Annotated in this window: 15 protein-coding genes; 5 read left to right on the top strand and 10 right to left on the bottom strand. The window is 62.0% G+C overall.

Translation table 11 applies throughout. The annotated features are described in order from the left end of the window. From ACX93L_RS02315 to ACX93L_RS02280, 8 genes are all read right to left on the bottom strand, one after another. Positions 1-903, bottom strand: coding sequence for a branched-chain amino acid ABC transporter permease (locus tag ACX93L_RS02315; protein ID WP_169586532.1), 903 nt, complete (start codon positions 901-903; stop codon positions 1-3). Positions 904-1,182: 279 nt separating this feature from the next. After that, complete coding sequence (locus ACX93L_RS02310) at positions 1,183-3,609, bottom strand: GcvT family protein (RefSeq protein ID WP_459403339.1); 2,427 nt, start codon at positions 3,607-3,609, stop codon at positions 1,183-1,185. Positions 3,610-3,793: 184 nt separating this feature from the next. Further along, complete coding sequence (locus ACX93L_RS02305; protein WP_459403338.1) at positions 3,794-5,536, bottom strand: AIPR family protein; 1,743 nt, start codon at positions 5,534-5,536, stop codon at positions 3,794-3,796. Between the two features lie 137 nt (positions 5,537-5,673). Next, complete coding sequence (locus ACX93L_RS02300; RefSeq protein ID WP_459403337.1) at positions 5,674-5,832, bottom strand: hypothetical protein; 159 nt, start codon at positions 5,830-5,832, stop codon at positions 5,674-5,676. 160 nt (positions 5,833-5,992) lie between these two features. Continuing rightward, positions 5,993-6,550: a sarcosine oxidase subunit gamma gene (locus ACX93L_RS02295; protein ID WP_459403336.1), complete on the bottom strand. Its 558-nt coding sequence runs from the start codon at positions 6,548-6,550 to the stop codon at positions 5,993-5,995. Between the two features lie 13 nt (positions 6,551-6,563). After that, positions 6,564-9,521, bottom strand: coding sequence for a sarcosine oxidase subunit alpha family protein (locus ACX93L_RS02290; protein WP_459403335.1), 2,958 nt, complete (start codon positions 9,519-9,521; stop codon positions 6,564-6,566). After that, entirely contained in the window at positions 9,518-9,799 is a 282-nt protein-coding gene (locus ACX93L_RS02285) for a sarcosine oxidase subunit delta (protein WP_459403334.1), read from the bottom strand. Before ACX93L_RS02285 ends, ACX93L_RS02290 begins: the two co-directional genes overlap by 4 nt. 9 nt (positions 9,800-9,808) lie before the next feature. Then, positions 9,809-11,062 carry a sarcosine oxidase subunit beta family protein gene (locus tag ACX93L_RS02280; RefSeq protein WP_459403333.1) on the bottom strand — a complete coding sequence of 418 codons (1,254 nt, stop codon included), beginning with the start codon at positions 11,060-11,062 and terminating at the stop codon, positions 9,809-9,811. Positions 11,063-11,306: 244 nt separating this feature from the next. Here ACX93L_RS02280 and cysQ point away from each other — a divergent pair, with 244 nt between their 5' ends. The 3 genes from cysQ to ACX93L_RS02265 all read left to right on the top strand — a co-directional run bounded on the left by cysQ (position 11,307) and on the right by ACX93L_RS02265 (position 14,136). Continuing rightward, complete coding sequence (gene cysQ / locus ACX93L_RS02275) at positions 11,307-12,089, top strand: 3'(2'),5'-bisphosphate nucleotidase CysQ (protein WP_459403332.1); 783 nt, start codon at positions 11,307-11,309, stop codon at positions 12,087-12,089. A 121-nt stretch (positions 12,090-12,210) separates the two neighbouring features. Beyond that, a complete protein-coding gene (locus tag ACX93L_RS02270; RefSeq protein ID WP_459403331.1) occupies positions 12,211-13,236 on the top strand; it encodes a DUF2793 domain-containing protein in 1,026 nt (341 codons plus the stop codon). Between the two features lie 228 nt (positions 13,237-13,464). Further along, positions 13,465-14,136 carry a sugar transferase gene (locus tag ACX93L_RS02265; RefSeq protein WP_459404127.1) on the top strand — a complete coding sequence of 224 codons (672 nt, stop codon included), beginning with the start codon at positions 13,465-13,467 and terminating at the stop codon, positions 14,134-14,136. A gap of 25 nt (positions 14,137-14,161) precedes the next feature. Here ACX93L_RS02265 and ACX93L_RS02260 read toward each other — a convergent pair whose 3' ends face one another. After that, positions 14,162-14,908, bottom strand: coding sequence for a helix-turn-helix transcriptional regulator (locus ACX93L_RS02260; RefSeq protein ID WP_459403330.1), 747 nt, complete (start codon positions 14,906-14,908; stop codon positions 14,162-14,164). Positions 14,909-15,316: 408 nt separating this feature from the next. Between ACX93L_RS02260 and sciP the strand changes: the two genes are divergently transcribed. Further along, complete coding sequence (gene sciP / locus ACX93L_RS02255; protein WP_006725852.1) at positions 15,317-15,592, top strand: CtrA inhibitor SciP; 276 nt, start codon at positions 15,317-15,319, stop codon at positions 15,590-15,592. A gap of 82 nt (positions 15,593-15,674) precedes the next feature. On the opposite strand, the gene ACX93L_RS02250 is transcribed toward sciP, so the two are convergent. Further along, on the bottom strand, positions 15,675-16,130 hold the full coding sequence (locus ACX93L_RS02250) for a paraquat-inducible protein A (RefSeq protein ID WP_459403329.1): 456 nt from the start codon (positions 16,128-16,130) through the stop codon (positions 15,675-15,677). A 116-nt stretch (positions 16,131-16,246) separates the two neighbouring features. Here ACX93L_RS02250 and ACX93L_RS02245 point away from each other — a divergent pair, with 116 nt between their 5' ends. Next, positions 16,247-16,531, top strand: a complete 285-nt coding sequence (locus ACX93L_RS02245; RefSeq protein ID WP_459403328.1) for a GNAT family N-acetyltransferase — start codon at positions 16,247-16,249, stop codon at positions 16,529-16,531. Positions 16,532-16,599: the final 68 nt, after the last annotated feature.

The following is a 16,599-nucleotide window of genomic DNA, read 5'->3' as shown; positions in this document are numbered from 1 at the left end:
TCAGACCTTCTCGACTTCCGGCCGTCCGAGGATACCGGTCGGCTTGAAGATCAGCACGAATGCCAGGATCGCGAAGGTCGCGACGTCCTTGTAGGCAATGCTGAAGTAAGCGGACCAGAGCGACTCGATGAGACCGATCAGAAGACCGCCAAGAACGGCGCCGGGCAACGAGCCGATACCGCCGAGCACGGCAGCGGTGAACGCCTTGACGCCGGGAACGAAACCGTCGCCGAAGGAGGCCACGCCATAATACATCAGGTACATGGTGCCGGCGACCGCAGCGAGTGCCGCGCCCATGACGAAGGTGATGGAGATGGTCCGGTCGACGTCGACGCCGAGAAGAGCCGCCATCTTGCGGTCCTGTTCGGTGGCACGCTGTGCGCGGCCGAGCGGCGTCTTGTTGACGATGTACCAGAAGGCGAACAGCAGGACCGAAGTGATGGCCACGATGATCAGCTGCTTCAGCGAGATCGTGATGGCGCCGAAATGATAGACGTCGCTCACCAGGGACGGGATCGGCTTGTTGCGCGGACCCTGCGTGACCTGGATGAAGTTGGACAGCGCGATCGACATGCCGATCGCGGTGATCAGCGGGGCCAGGCGGAACGATCCGCGCAGCGGCCGGTAGGCGACCCGTTCGATGGTCCAGTTCCAAAGACCCGTCATCAACATCGCGACCACCAGCATGACCAGCAGCAGCAGAGCCACCGGCAGACCGGCGAAGAACGATGTCAGGATCAGGAAGACGATGAGAGCGGCAAAGCCGCCGAGCATGAAAATGTCACCATGGGCGAAATTGATCATCCCGATGATGCCGTAAACCATCGTATAGCCGATTGCCACCAAGCCATAGATGGATCCAAGAGTCAGCCCGTTTATGAGCTGCTGGATGAAGTACTCCATTACCAATCCCCCGGGCGCGGCTTCATGCGCGTCCCTTTTTATGTTGTCCCTTGCGGGTTCTTAACATGCTCGGATTTGATAGCGTTTTCGGCAAAAATGTGAAGTCCAAAAACTAGGCAGCGCGCATTTTACCGTCATTTGCTCACAGTTTGGTGCTTTTCACGGCAATTCTGCCAAAAAAACGCCATTACATGCCGAGTTTTTGGATTGGCTAGGGAGTTTCACTGTTCGACTTTAGTCTAAACGGCTGCCGCGGGGGAACGGCAGCCGCCCGGAAGATCAGCCGCGCATCCTCTCGCCCTCGGCGTCGAACAAAGGACGCGGCTGCAGGCGTGCGCTGAGCATATCGCCAAGCAGTTCGATAGACCAGCCGTCTTCTTTGTCGGCGATGTCCTTCGGCACGTAACCGACGGCGACCGACTTGCCGCTGGCATGGGCATAGCCGCCGGAGGTGACCCATCCCCGCGCCTCGCCGCCGAAGAAGATCGGCTCGTCACCGATCACGTCGGCGTCGCGGGCGTCGATGATGAAGGTGCAAAGCCGCATCGCGCCGCCCTCCGCCTTTTCGCGGGCCGCCCCCTCCTTGCCGACGAAGTCGACATTCTTGGAAAGCGCGACGAAGCGCGAAAGCCCGGCTTCCAGCGGGCCGTAGAGCGGACGATATTCACGCGACCAGCTGCCGAACCCCTTTTCGAGGCGCAGCGAGTTGAGCGCGCGCAGACCGAACAGCGAGATGCCGAACTCGGCGCCCGCCGTCATGATCGCGTCGAACAGATAGCGCTGGTACTCCGGCTTCATCCAGATCTCGTAGCCGAGATCGCCGGTATAGGAGACGCGCCCGACGATCGCCGGCGCCATGCCGAGATCCATCTCGCGGATGTCCATGAACGGGAAGGCCTCGTTCGAGACGTCGAGATGGGTGAGCTTTGCCAGCACGTCGCGCGCCTTCGGACCGGCGATCGACAGGCCGACCAGGCCGAGGTTGAGCGCGTTGACGGTCACCGAGCCGTCTTCCGGCAGCAGGCTCTCGAACCACCGCATGTGGTAGTCCTCGGCGATACCGGAGCCGATCAGCAGGAATTCCTCGTCGTCAAGATTGGCGAGCGTGAAGTCGCCGATCAGCTTGCCGGCCTCGTTGAGCATCGGCGCGAGCGTCATGCGGCCGGCCGGCGGGATCTTGCAGGCGAGCAGGTGGTCGAGCCATTCGCGGGCACCCTCGCCCCCGATGCTGTATTTGGCAAAACCGGACGTCTCCATCAGGCCGACGCTTTCGCGCACCGCCTTCGCCTCGCGGCCGACGGCCTCGAAATCGGTGGAACGGCGCCAGGAGAACTTGTCCTCGACGCCTTCCGGCGCGAACCACAGCGGCGTTTCCAGTCCGTAATAGGCGCCGAACACGGCACCGGCCGCCTTCAGCCTGTCGTAGATCGGCGTGGTCAGCAGCGGACGCGCGCCCGGCAACTCCTCGTTCGGATAGCGGATCGAGAAGCGGCGCGAATAGTTTTCACGCACCCGCGCATTGGTATAGGCGAGCGTCGCATAGTCGCCGTAGCGGCAGACATCCATGGCGAACACGTCGAAGCCCGGATCGCCCTCGATGATCCACTGCGCAAGCGCCAGCCCGACGCCGCCGCCCTGGGAGAAGCCGGCCATGACCGCGCAGGCCGACCAGTAATTGGTCATGCCGCGCACCGGCCCGACCAGCGGATTGCCGTCCGGCGAGAAGGTGAAGGGCCCGTTGATGATCTTGCGGATGCCGGCCTTGTTGAAGGCCGGGAAGTGGCGGAAGCCGACTTCCAGCTCGCCGGTGATGCGCTCCAGGTCCTCGGCCAGCAGTTCATGGCCGAAATCCCAAGGGGTCTGGATCGGCGACCACGGGCGGCAGTCCTTTTCATAGGTGCCCATCAGCATGCCGTTGCGCTCCTGGCGGATATAGATCTCGCCGTCGAAGTCGACGCAGTGCATGAGCTCGCGGCCGGCCGTCTTGTTGAACTCGATGACCTCCGGCATGTCCTCGGTGATCAGATACATGTGCTCCATGGCGAGCACCGGCAGTTCGAGCCCGACCATGCGGCCGACCTCGCGGGCCCAGAGCCCCGCGGCGTTGACGACATGCTCGCAGAAGATCTCGCCCTTGTCGGTGATCACCCGCCAGGTGCCGTCGGCAAGCTGCTCGAGGTCCTCGACCTTGGTGTGCAGGTAGATTTCCGCGCCGTTCTTCTTCGCCGACTTGGCATAGGCATGCGTCGTGCCATAGGGGTCGAGATGGCCCTCATGCGGATCGAAGACCGCGCCGACGAACTGGCTCGGATCGAGCAGCGGCATCATCGCATGCGCCTCTTCGACCGAGACGAGCCGCGCCTCGCCGCCGGCATACTTGCCCTTGGCGAGCAGCGACTTGAACCAGTCGAAACGCTCGGTGGTGGCGGCCAGCATCAGGCCGGAGGTCATGTGCAGGCCAATGTCCTGGCCGGAATACTCCTCGATCTCCTTGTAGAGCTCGACCGTGTACTTCTGCAGCTTGGCGACGTTCGGGTCGCCGTTGATCGTGTGCATCCCGCCGGCGGCGTGCCAGGTGGACCCCGACGTCAGTTCGGAGCGTTCGAGCAGGACGACATCTGTCCAGCCGAACTTGGTCAGGTGATAAAGGACCGAACAGCCGACGACACCCCCACCGATGACGACGACCCGCGCATGACTTTTCATGGATAGACGCTCCCCTGAGCTTTCTGGCTGGCGAATTTTCCAGAAAGCTAGAGGGCCAAGCGAAAACCGAGAAGCCCATGCTGCGACGAAAGATGTCGCTTCGGGAAAAAGAATTGTTCTGTGGGCGTCGCGGGGGTGGTGGGGATGGTGGGTGGGTTGACGTTATGTATGACCGCAGGCCGCGTCAGTTCGTTACCGAACCGCTTTCTGCAAAGCGACGAGCAGTCGCCGCCTTTTTAACTTCTTCGACCAGAGGGCGAGACTTCGCACTGTCGCGAGCGACAGGCAAACCCAACGTCCCAAGAGCTTCACGAACGATCATAACGGCCTCATCAAAAGCAGCCTTGGCCTTAGTAGAATCGACGAGATGCAATTCAAGATTTTTGCAATAATCGGCAATTTTCTTGTGTCCCGCCCCCGGAAACTCTTCAGTTTGAAAACGCGAACGGAAAGCGTAAAGCAAGAAATATTTGAATGGCCGAATATCACGATCTTCGTTCGCTAACTTTCGAAGGGCAATTTCGAACCGATACGCCGCCAAAGCAGAGATAAAATAAGGCTCCGGTTTATGATTGGACTGAAAAACACGATCCTTCACAGTCTTAAGCAACGTCCCTTGATACCGACTGGCTTGATTGGGTGAATCCAGAAACATTGAGGCAAAACACTTTAACTGACTACCAATTGTGACGATCCGCCCCTTCTCGATGTTTCCGTTGCTTGCGTATTGCTTCGCCCTGCGCTCATAGTAAAGCTTTGTATCTCCTTGCACGCCCTCATAGTAATCTTCTAAATCACGTTGAAATTGCGTCAGAGCAAGTAGATCATTTTCTTCCACGTTCGTCTGCTTGTTTGTTGATTTTATTACACTCTGCGCGACATCATCACTGACGGTGTGAATAAGCTTGACTGGAACGAATAGGTCTCCGGTAATTTCATTCTGGTGTGCGAATATCACGTGACTTGTCTGACAACCGTTCACGATTTGGTAGTCTTCAAGCACAAATTGACTTGAAGTAACCTTGATGTTGCGCGCAACGATAGTGATACCGTTGTTGCGCAAAACGAACTGGTCGAAGAGACCATCGGTGATCGTTTTGGCTATGTCGGCGTTCACGGGGTTCTCACCCTGAAAATCGCGAACATTGTCGACGAAGACAGACTTGATGATATTGCCGCTGTCATCGGCCAGCAATTTTAGGAACTCTTTGACTGGGAGGACCCCCAGATACGACGCGTCAACCCCACTAATTGTTGGAAGGGTAACAAGTTTTTCAAACTTCACTTCGCGCGAGATACTCGTTTTCGTAGCGCGGTACAGTGCTTGAAGCTGGCGTGCACCAATCGGCTCAAACGTCACTTCGGAGAACAGATTCGTGTCAAGCAGGTCCTGACGCTTCCGCTTTATAGCCTCTACTAGATAGGCGTCGTCGGTCCAGTTGCCCGTGCACACGTAATAGACGCGGCACACAGGGTTGTCTTTCAGGCGAGAGGCATTCTTAAGAATGCGGTCCTTGATTTCGATGAGGCGCTTGACCTCGTCGTTAACGGGTAGCTTCTGCGTCGGCGAAAAGACCTCATTCACAAGATTGTCACCCAAAGCAATGATGGCTGCACCATCAAAATTGGAGGACGATTTTGCTTGGATGATGATGAATTCTGCATCCAGATAGCCGTTAAGCGCCAGCACGTCGTCAATGTAGTCGGCATCATTTGCGAGTCGCCCGTTCACCTTGACTGCGAACGCGTCAACGTTGAGGTCTTGGCCATCACCTACAACCAAATCGGTGGTATCGAACTCCTCCGTATAGCGAGCTGAAACAACACTATACGTTGCAAAATGTTCAAACTGTTTGTCCGCCGGCAGACCGGTCAATGAGTTGCTCTCCGCAAAGTCTTTGATGAGAGCTTGGGTAACAGAATCCATTAGGGTTCCTCGACAACAACTCGGTCGATTCAAACTAACCAATTGAAAGCAGCCCGCCAATAGCTTCAGTTGCAGCAAACATGAAATTCATCAACCCCGGATAGGTAGCAAACTCTGCGGCTGGAGGGATACCCCCCTCACCCCGCCAGAAACCGCTCCATCATCCCGGTCGCCATATCCAGCCGCACAGACAGTTCCGCCTTCAGCGCCGCATGGTCGGCATTGAGCATCAGGGCGCGGATGTGGACGGTGCCGAGCGTCGAGCCGACGAAGACGTCGGCGATCACGCGGGGCATGGTCGATGGTGCCGGCAAAGCCGGGCAAGTCCGCATGTCGCGCACGAGATCGAGAGCATTTCCAGCGAAAACGGTGTCGCCTTCAATGCTCTATCTCTTTGTTTTCACGTAATTCCGGACGCAAAACCGCTTCATACGGTTGCTGGAATTACTCGAAAGCTCAGTTCTCCGCGAAGGAGGCCGAGAGGGCGAACTCCCGGCCCATTTCGCGGATTTCCTCGAACACATGGCCCGCATAGGAGCGCGGAACGATCAGTTCGAACGCATCCATGCCGGTGCGGGCCAGGTTGACGGGTACATGGGCGCATTGCGCATTGGCCGATTGGCCGAGCGCAAAACCGTCCGGATGGAGGTCGACGGCGAGGCATTTGGCCAGAATCCGGCGGACCTCCGGCCCGTGGATCTTCAGCACCACCTTGCCGTCGCTCTGGTCGGCGAACGAGACGCGGGCTGGCCCGAAGGCGACAAGATCGCGCGCCAGCATGTCGGGGCCGAGGATGTCGGAGACGAGCAGCCACTCGCCCGGCGCCACGACGCGGACCTCGACCTCGGCCATCTCGGCGAGCGCCTCGCCGACCTCGGCCTCCGCCCCCTGATGGGCCAGCACCGAAAACACCGTCGGCCGGCGCAGGATGGTCAGATGATGCGGGTTCGCCTCCGCCTCGAAACCGGCGATGTGGTCCTCCAGCACGTGACGGGCGACATATTGCTTGGGCATCCTGGGCGTCCCTTCAGAGATGGAGCTTCTTGTTGTCGGGATCGACGAAGACAGGGCTGACCACCTCGGCCAGCACCTCCGAATGGTGCAGTCCGTCCCAGACGACGATCTTCTCGCCGATCCGTTCCCGACCCGATTTCAGGAAGGCGAGCGCGATGTAGGAGCCGAGAACCGGCGAGAAGCAGACCGAAGACACATGGCCCTGGTCGTTCGCCATCGACGGCTTGGCTCCTTCCTTCAAGAGATGTGCGCCGGCCTTGATCTCCTTGTCCGCCTCGAGTGGCCTGAGGCCCACCATCTGGGCGCGGTCGGCCGCCGTCAGCCCGAAGCGGCTCGACATGCGCTTGCCGATGAAGTCCGGCTTCTGGCTGGAGAACATCTTGCCCAGCCCGACATCGTCCGGCGTGGTACGGCCGTCAAGTTCGGCATGGGTGACATGCCCCTTCTCGATGCGCATCACGTTGAGCGCTTCGAGACCGTAGGCTGAGATGCCGTGGGCCTTGCCGGCCTCCATGATCGCGTCGGCGACCGCCTCGCCATAGCCGGCGGGCACCGCGATCTCATAGGCGAGCTCGCCGGAGAACGAGATGCGGAAGAGCCGCGCCTTCAGCCCGCCACGTAGCATGACCTCGCGGGCGGCAAGGAAGGGAAACGCCTCGTTCGAGACGTCGTCCTCGACGATCTGCTCGAGGATCAGCCGCGCCTTCGGCCCCACCAGCGACATCTGCGCCCACTGGTCGCTGACCGAGACGAAACGCACGTCGAGGTCGGGCCAGAGCGCCTGGGCCGAAAATTCCATATGCGCCAGCACCTCGCCGGCAAAGGCGGTGGTGGTGGTGACGAGGTAGTGGTTGTCCGACAGCCGGCTGGTGGTGCCGTCGTCGAAGACCATGCCGTCCTCGCGCAGCATCAGCCCGTAACGCGCCTTGCCGACCGGCAGCTTGAGGAAGGCGTTCGAATAGAGCCGGTTGAGGAACTCGGCCGCATCAGCGCCGAATACCTCGATCTTGCCGAGCGTCGAGACGTCGCACAGCCCGGCATTCTGCCGGACGTTCAGCACCTCGCGGTTGACGGTGTCGCGCCAGGTCTTTTCGCCCTCGCGCGGGAAATAGGACGAGCGCATCCACGGCCCGGCCTCGACGAAGACCGCGCCGTTGCGGCGGGCCCAGCCGGCAAGCGGCGACTGGCGGGTCGGCCGCGAATGCTCGGCCCGGCTGGTGCCTGTGAGCGCGCCGAAGGAGACCGGCGTATAGAAGGGCCGGAAGGTCGTGGTTCCGATTTCGGCCGGCGACACGCCCCGCATGCCGGCCATGATGCCGATCGTCGCGACATTGCCGAGCTTGCCCTGGTCGGTCGCCATGCCGCCGGTGGTGTAGCGCTTGGTGTGCTCGACATGGCCCATGGCCTCGCGCTGGGCAAGGCTGAGGTCCTTCACATGCACGTCGTTCTGGAGATCGACGAAGGCCTTGTCTTTCGCCCCCGGCACATACCAGAGCGGCGCGAAGGCGGCGTCATACTCGCCCTCGACTTCGGGCACGGAGACGTCGCCGACCAGCCGGCCGAGGGCGGCGATCGCCGCATGGGCCTTGGCGGCACCGTCCTTCAGGCATTCACCGAGCGACGAAAGCCCGGCCGCCGATCCCGCGACGGCAAACCGCCCGCCGACATCCGGCGCCAGGAAGGCCTGGCGCTCGTCCGACCAGACCGGCTTTGCCCCGCGCTGGCAGGCGAGATGGATCACCGGACTGTAGCCGCCGGACATCGCCAGCGCGTCGCAGGCAATCTCCTCCTGGTGGCCGAAGCGGTCGACGATCACGCCGCCGATCCTGAGACGCCCCCTGGTCCCGACGATGCCGCCGCCGCGCACGACACGAACGCCGTCTGGCGCCTCGTCCGTCGCGTCGCTCCGCCCGTCGACGATCACCGGCACGCCGATCCCGGCGGCCATCAGGTCGCGGGCCGTGCGATAGCCGGCGCCGCCATTGGTGAAGATCGCCACCTGCTGGCCGACCGCCACGCCGTAGCGGTTGAGATAGCTGCGCACCGCACCGGAAGTCATCACGCCCGGACGGTCGTTGCCGCCGAACACCAGCGGACGTTCCTCCGAACCCGAAGCGAGGATCGCCTGTTGCGCGACGATGCGCCAGACCCGCTCGACCGGCAGTTCCGCCGATGGCTGGGCCACATGCTTCTGCACCTTCTCGACCGCGCCGAACACGTTGTCGTCATACCAGCCGAACACGGTCGTGCGCGGCATCAGCGTGACATTGGCAAAGCTCTTCAGTTCCTCGACCACCGACTGCGCGTAGTCGCTAGCCGCCTGTCCGCCGACCGAGACATTCTCGGAAAGCAGCGAGCCGCCCATGCGAAAACCCTCGTCGGCGAGGATGACGCGAAGGCCGGCGCGCGCGGCGGCAAGGGCAGCGACGAGGCCGGTCGGCCCTGCGCCGATCACCAACAGGTCGCAATGCGCCCAGGCCTTTTCGTAGCGGTCCGGATCGGCTTCCATCACCGCCTTGCCGAGGCCGGCAGCCCTGCGGATGATCGGCTCGTAGACCTTCTCCCAGAAGCTCTTCGGCCACATGAAGGTCTTGTAGTAGAAGCCCGCGCCGAGGAATGGCGACAGCAGCGAATTGACCGAGCCGATGTCGTAGGTGAGCGAAGGCCAGCGGTTCTGGCTCGCCGCCGTCAGCCCGTGATAGAGCTCCGCGACGGTCGCCCGGGTATTGGGTTCGGTGCGCGCGCCAGAGCCGATGGTCACGAGCGCGTTTGGCTCGGCCGATCCCGCCGTCACGATGCCGCGCGGCCGGTGATACTTGAAGCTGCGGCCGACCAGCAGCTGGTCGTTGGCGATCAAAGCCGAGGCGAGCGTGTCCCCCTCGAAGCCCTTCATCTCGCGGCCATCGAAGGTGAAGGTGATGGCGCGGCTGCGATTGACGATCCCGCCGCTCGAAAGACGATATCCGCTCATTGGCCGGCCTCCCGCGCCTTGATGGCGGCGTCGGTCACCGCATAGACCTGATGGCTGGAAGCATTGTCACGCTCGACCACCAGCCACCGCCGGCAGCCGGCGGTGTGGTGCCAGTATTCGGCGATCCGCCCCTTCGGATTGTCGCGGACATAGACATAACGGTACCAGTCGTCGTCGGAGGCGGCGGGTGCCGGGCGAACGACCGTGGCGTCACCGCGAATGGTGAACTCTTCCGTCGGGCGGGTTCCGCAATGCGGACAGGAGATCAGGCTGGCCATGGTCTTGTCTCAATACAGATTGGGTTGCGGGCCGGCGCCGAGTTCGTCGACGGCAAAGCCCCGACGGAAGCGGTCGAGGCGGAGGAACCGCGCAACCGGATGCGACTCGTTCCGGGCAATCAGGTGAGCGAAGCAGAAGCCGGAGGCCGGCGTCGCCTTGAACCCGCCGTAGCACCAGCCGCAGTTGAGGTAGAGATTGTCGATCGGCGTCTTGTCGATGATCGGCGAGCCGTCCATCGACATGTCCATCGCGCCACCCCAGGCACGCAAGACCCTGAGGCGCGAAAGACCGGGGATCAGCGACACCCCTTCCTCGATCGTATGCTCGACGGCGGCGAGGTTGCCGCGCTGCGCATAGGAGGAATAGTAGTCGATGTTGGCACCGAACACCAAGCCGCCCTTGTCTGACTGCGAGATGTAGAAATGGCCGGCGCCATAGGTGATCACGTTGTCGATCACCGGCTTGATGCCCTCCGAGACGAAGGCCTGCAGCACATGGGTCTCGATCGGCAGGTCGAGGCCGGCCATCTTGCCTGTCACCGAGGTGTGGCCCGCGGTCGCGAGCGCCAGTTTGTTGCAGCCGATGAAGCCCTTGGTGGTCTCGACGCCGACGACCTTGCCGGTCTCGTCGCGGCGGATCCCCGTCACCTCGCAATGCTGGATGAGATCGACGCCGCGGCTGTCGGCACCACGACCATAGCCCCACGCGACCGCATCGTGCCGGGCGGTGCCGGCCCGCCGCTGCAGGAGCCCGCCGAGGATCGGGAAGCGCGCGTGGTCATAGTTGAGATAGGGCATCATCTTGCGGACCTGCTCGCGATCGAGCAGTTCGGCATCGACGCCGTGGATCTTCATCGCATTGCCGCGCCGGGCATAGGCATCGCGCTGGCCGTCGGAATGGAACAGGTTGATGATGCCGCGCTGGCTCATCATGGCATTGTAATTGAAATCCTGCTCCAGCCCTTCCCAGAGCTGCATCGACAGCTCGTAGAAGGGCTCGTTGCCCTCGAGCATGTAGTTGGAGCGCACGATCGTCGTGTTGCGGCCGACGTTTCCTGAGCCGAGATAGCCCTTTTCCAGCACCGCGACATTGGTGATGCCGTGTTCCTTGGCGAGGTAGTAGGCGGTCGAAAGGCCATGGCCGCCGCCGCCGACGATGATCACGTCGTAATGCGGCTTGGGCTGCGGCTCCCGCCACATGGGCGCCCAGTTCCTGTTGCCGGAGAGAGCCTGCCGGAAAATCGAGAAAGCGGAATAACGCATCAAGCATCCTCTGGAAATATCGCCGCACCTTCGCACAGGCGTCATAAAGAGCAAGCGCAATCAGGACAAAAATTGTCCTCTCTGAGACATGAGGCACATTGTCTCCGGCGCGTGCAAAATAAGTCACATCGGCCGGGACGGAAGCGTCTTGAGGCCGCGCGGCTCTTTACAAGCGGCCGGCAAACGGAGAGATGATGACGGAGGATTCGCCGCCCCCCCGAGACGGATCCCGACGGAGCATAGAGTGCTGGACATTTTCGAGAGCGCGGCGCTGGCCGCCGGCAAGGCGATCCTGGAGGTCTACCGGGCCGGAGCGCATGTGCGCATCAAGGGCGACCAGACGCCCGTGACGGAAGCCGACGAGCGCGCGGAACGCATCATCCTCGCGGCCCTCGAAACCGCGCTGCCGGGCATTCCGGTCGTCGCGGAAGAATCCGTTGCCGCTGGCCGGATCCCGGAAATCGCCGAGCGCTTCATCCTGGTCGACCCGCTCGACGGCACCCGCGAATTCATCGGCGGCCACGACGACTTCACCGTCAACATCGCCCTCGTCGAGAACGGCGTGCCGGTGATCGGTGTCGTCTATGCGCCGGCGCTGGGCGTCGCCTATAACGGCCGCGCGGGACATGCGGAAAAGCTCGAGGTCGGCGCGAACTTCGCCGTCAACAAACGGCATCCGATCGCGACCCGTGAACCGGATGCGTGCGTCAAGGCGCTGGTCAGCCGCTCGCACAACGCCCCCGCAACCGACAGCTATCTCAAGGCGCATGCGATCACCGATCATCATGCGGTCGGCTCGTCTCTGAAGTTCTGCCTGCTTGCCGAAGGACTGGCCGACATCTATCCGCGCTGCGGCGGCCGGACGATGGAATGGGACACGGCAGCCGGCGACGCGGTCCTGAGGGCCGCCGGCGGCATCACGCTCCGCCTCGACGGCAACCCGCTCACTTACGGCAAACGTGGGATCCACGGACAGGCAGACTTCGCCAATGGCGATTTCGTCGCCTGGGGCCGCCGCCCGGACTGAACAAACCGGGCGGGAAAGAAAGAGACGGAAAGATCTGTCTTTTCAAAGCACGCGCGGTCAAATGGTCCCCATCGATCATGGGCACCGCAGCATATCCGCATCGAAGCGGAGATTGCGCGCCATGTCAGACACCACCACCAACCTCGCCCTGCCCTACATTCTGCCATCGCAAGCCCAGAAGCACGTGACCCACAACGAGGCGCTCCAGGCGCTCGACGCGATCGCGCAACTGACGATCGCCGAACGCCGCGCGGCCCCGCCTGAAACCCCCGTCGAAGGTCGGTGCTACTGGGTGACGCCTCCGGCATCGGGCGACTGGTCGGGAAAGGAGGGGCGCCTCGCCGTCCGCCAGGACGACGCGTGGATCTTCATCACGCCGCGCGCCGGCTGGCGCGGCTTCGAGCAGACCGACGGCCGGCTGAAGGTCTTTTCCGGGACCGACTGGCTCGATCTGCCGACGGTAGCCGATCTCGAAGCTTCCACCCTCGGCCTCTCGACCACCGCGGATGCCATGAACCGGCTTGCCGTCAGGTCTCCGGCAAGCCTTTTCACCCATGACGGCAACGATCATCGGATAAAGCTCAACAAGGCGGCGACGGGCGACACGGCATCTCTGCTGTTCCAGTCCGACTGGCAGGGCAAGGCCGAGATCGGACTGGCCGGCGAGGATAACCTGTCGATCAAGGTGAGCCCGGACGGCAGCACCTGGACGACAGCCCTCGTCATTTCCACCGACGGCGTCGTGCATGCCGATCATCGGCCGCTGGCCCGTGCTTCGCTTGCCGCAGCCACCTTCGCCCCGGTGGCCGGCACGGAAACCGGCTTCGACGACCTCTATCCGGTCGCCGGCGGCTTTACGCTTGGTGCACCCTTGTCCTCCGACCATGGCAGCGGACTGGTCGTGCCGGTGTCCGGCGTCTACCAGCTTCACCTCACCGTCGAGGCCTCGTCCTCGTCCGGGCATGCCGTTTTGCTGCGCCGCAACGGCACGGAAGATCTCCTCGCCGTCCGCGGTGGAACCGGAACGCATGGCACTACGGCACTGGCGCAACTCGGCGCTGGAGACACTCTCACCCTGCTGCACGCCGGCAGTGCCACGCTCGTTTTCGGCCGTACCGCGACCGAATTGTCCGTGGCGATGCTCTGAACACCACCTGGCCAGTATTCGTCATTGGGAGCGCCGTCAGACCTGAGTGTTGCAGGAAAGCAATCATGTAGAACATGGTTAACGAATACATAAAAATTGTTAATGACTTCAGGCAAAAGCTGAACTACTGATGATGTGCGGCGAGTGAGTAAGAGTAACCTGTATTCGTGGGTTGTTATCTTGAGTATCCCGCACTCCCATCACGGGTCCGCCGCCCCGCCCTTCTCGGTGAGCACCCTTCCGGTCCTTTTGACCGATTACGCACGCGAGATGGCGGATCGCCATCCGCACCCGCGTCTTGACCATGTTCTCAAGCGATTGATGGACATCGTCGTTTCCGCGACCGCGCTTGTGTTCCTCATGCCTTTCCTGCTGCTCGTCGCGGTGCTTGTCCGGCTCGACAGCCCGGGCCCTGCCCTCTTCACGCAGGATCGCTGGGGCGAGGGCTGTCGGCGTATCCGCATTTTCAAGTTCCGCTCGATGCGGAGCGACCTCTGCGATAAGAGCGGCATCCGGCAGACGACGGAGCAGGACCCCCGCGTGACGCGGCTGGGCGCGATCCTGAGGCGGACGAACATCGACGAGCTTCCGCAGCTCTTCAATGTGCTGAGAGGCGACATGTCGCTGGTTGGTCCGCGCTGTCACGCGATCGGCATGCTCGCCGGCGGCGTGCCCTATGAGGTGCTGGTGCCGGAATATCACCGCCGCCACGTCATGCGGCCCGGTATCACCGGTCTCGCGCAGATGCGCGGCCTGCGAGGTCCGACCGGCCGGCGCGCCAAGGCTCGGGCACGCATCGCCTGCGATCTGCACTATGTGGAGAACTTCTCGATCTGGCTCGACCTGCGCATCCTTGTCGGCACGTTGCTTGCCGAAATCCGCGGGGGAAGCGGATTTTAAAGGCCTCCGGCCGGCAAACCTGCGCCTAGAGCAGGCGGAAACGACAGGCCCGTGCGACGGCCTGCATGCGGTTCACCGAATCGAGCTTGCGCATCGCGCTCTTGAGGTAGCTCACGACCGTATGGCTGGAGATCGACAGGATGATGGCGATCTCGTCGCTGCTCTTGCCGGCTGCCGACCAACGCAGACATTCGAGCTCGCGGGCGGAGAGCTTCTCGCGCGGACCGTCTTTATGCCCTATTCGGCCGGAGCAGATGTCCAGCGCCTCCAGGCAGTCGAAATAGAGACTGGCCGTCTCCTGGCGGTCGAGCGTCCCGCGCTCCCCCGAGAAGACGATCAGATAGTGGGCAAGCTCAGCATCATGGAGCGCAAAGGCGAGGTTGTTGACCAGGCCGCACTCCTGGAAATCGGCGGCGATCTCGATGTCGGCCGCGCGCTCCTGACCCGATGCGAAGACACAGTCCTTCGTCAGGAAGGGCAAGATCTTCTGCTTCAGGCGTGTCACAAGACGGCTGGCCGCGAAGCTCTCGCTTGCATCATAACGGTCCCGCAACGCGCTCGGCCAGTTGCAGAACACGGAATTCGCCGCGAATTCCGGCTTGTCGGCCTTGGGAAAGGTGCTGACTAGGAAATAGTCGAAGCCGTTGCGCCGTCCGATCTGAGCGAATTGCCGGCCGAGTGCGCAAAGTCCGGCATCGTCGACGGGAACCGTCGCCACGCCGCTGCCTTCGCCATCGCCCTCGCGGCAAATTGACTCGGTGACCCTGAACATCGCGCTCCTTTTCGGTCGAAACTAGACCGCATCTCATTGGTATGGATCGAACAAATCTGTCATCGACCGTAAAGAACGGAACTGGCGCCGGTCTTTCGGTATTAGGTCGGATACGAACTTTTTTACGGATCGACCTGTCGGCGCCGGGAAAACATCAATGCACCGTCATTGACAGCAGCTCATACACTGTTTTTCCCCGCAAAAAATTCCCAATTCAGCATAACTCCTATGCAGATGCCGCAAGTTTACGCAACGGAAGGCTCGAATCGCGCCCACAAATCACCCCCTTATCCACGTGATTTCCGGTCGCGAAAATTATTATCAAATGCTTACAACACGCTTAGCCAAATTTTAAAGGTGCGCGGCTAGGATGCCTGCGTGTGGTCTTGAGTATGTATAGAGAGTCCAATGACCGAAATGATCCGCCCCCGAGTGAAATATGTCATCGGTCCCGATGGCAGCCCGCTGACCATCGCCGATCTACCGCCGGCCAATACGCGCCGCTGGGTGATCCGCCGGAAAGCCGAGGTTGTCGCTGCGGTACGCGGTGGCCTGTTGAGCCTGGAAGAAGCGTGCGAACGCTATACACTGACCGTCGAGGAGTTTCTCTCCTGGCAGTCATCGATCAATGACCACGGCCTGCCGGGCCTGCGCACCACACGCATCCAGCAGTATCGCCACTAGCGATTCCGGCCGCCGAAAGCGGCAAAAAACCACGTCTTTTCAGAACCGTGCGCGCAAATGCCCTTGCGCGCACGGTTTCGTTTCAGCCGGCCCTGCGCTTGGGCAAACCGTGCAGCACGCCGGCCAGGATCGACGATCCGGCATAGAACCAGAGCCCCGGTTGGGTGAATGCCTGCGCGAGACCGCTGGTCTTGGCGGCGAAGATGACCAGCGCCACCAACAGGACATCCATCATCGACCATCGGGACAGAAGCGGAACCAGCCGATCCAGCAAGACCTGCGACGAGCTCCCCTGCCCCGCCCCGATGGCCTCTGCGGCGATGCCGGTCATCTTCACGACCGGAAACACGATCGACAGCAACGCGACCAGCACGCCGAGCGCCGGATTGCCCTCGTCCCAAAGCGAGACAACGATCTCAAGGAGCGACGGATCGTCGCTGAACACATAGAGTGTTTCGAACCGGACCAGCGGCAGCACGATGCCGAGCGCCAGAAACAACGGCGCCGTCACCAGCAGCGCGGCCTTCACCCAGATCATGCCTTTACCCCCGTCGACCGCAACCTATATGCCTGGAGCACGCCCGGCGGCATCATTGCCCGGGATTCGCGGCAATGTTAAGCCGCCAGGACATTCAGCGACGGGAGAGACAGGATATGGAAATAACCCATGAGGAAGGAAAGTCCGGCGGTCGTTATGTCGGGCGCTTCCCCGACATCGAGGAACCGGCAGTCATCACCTACTCACGCGCGTCGCCGACGCTGATCATCGTCGACCATACCGAGGTGCCGGACAGCATGCGCGGCAAGGGTGCCGGCGTCGCGCTGGCGGAATTCGTCGTGGAGGATGCCCGCCGGGGCGGCTGGAAGATCATTCCGCTGTGCCCGTTCTTCCGGGCTCAGGTCGACCGTCACGCCGATTGGCGCGATGTGATCAAGTGAGGTTTCCGTCCGGCCGACGGTAGATCGGCCGGACGCTTGTTGCCTGAACCGGCTTGAGGCGGTCGCGG

The sequence above is a fragment of the Rhizobium sp. CAU 1783 genome (assembly GCF_054551725.1).
Note: the sequence above shows the minus strand (reverse complement) of the source record. Positions and strands in the feature narration are given on the sequence as shown.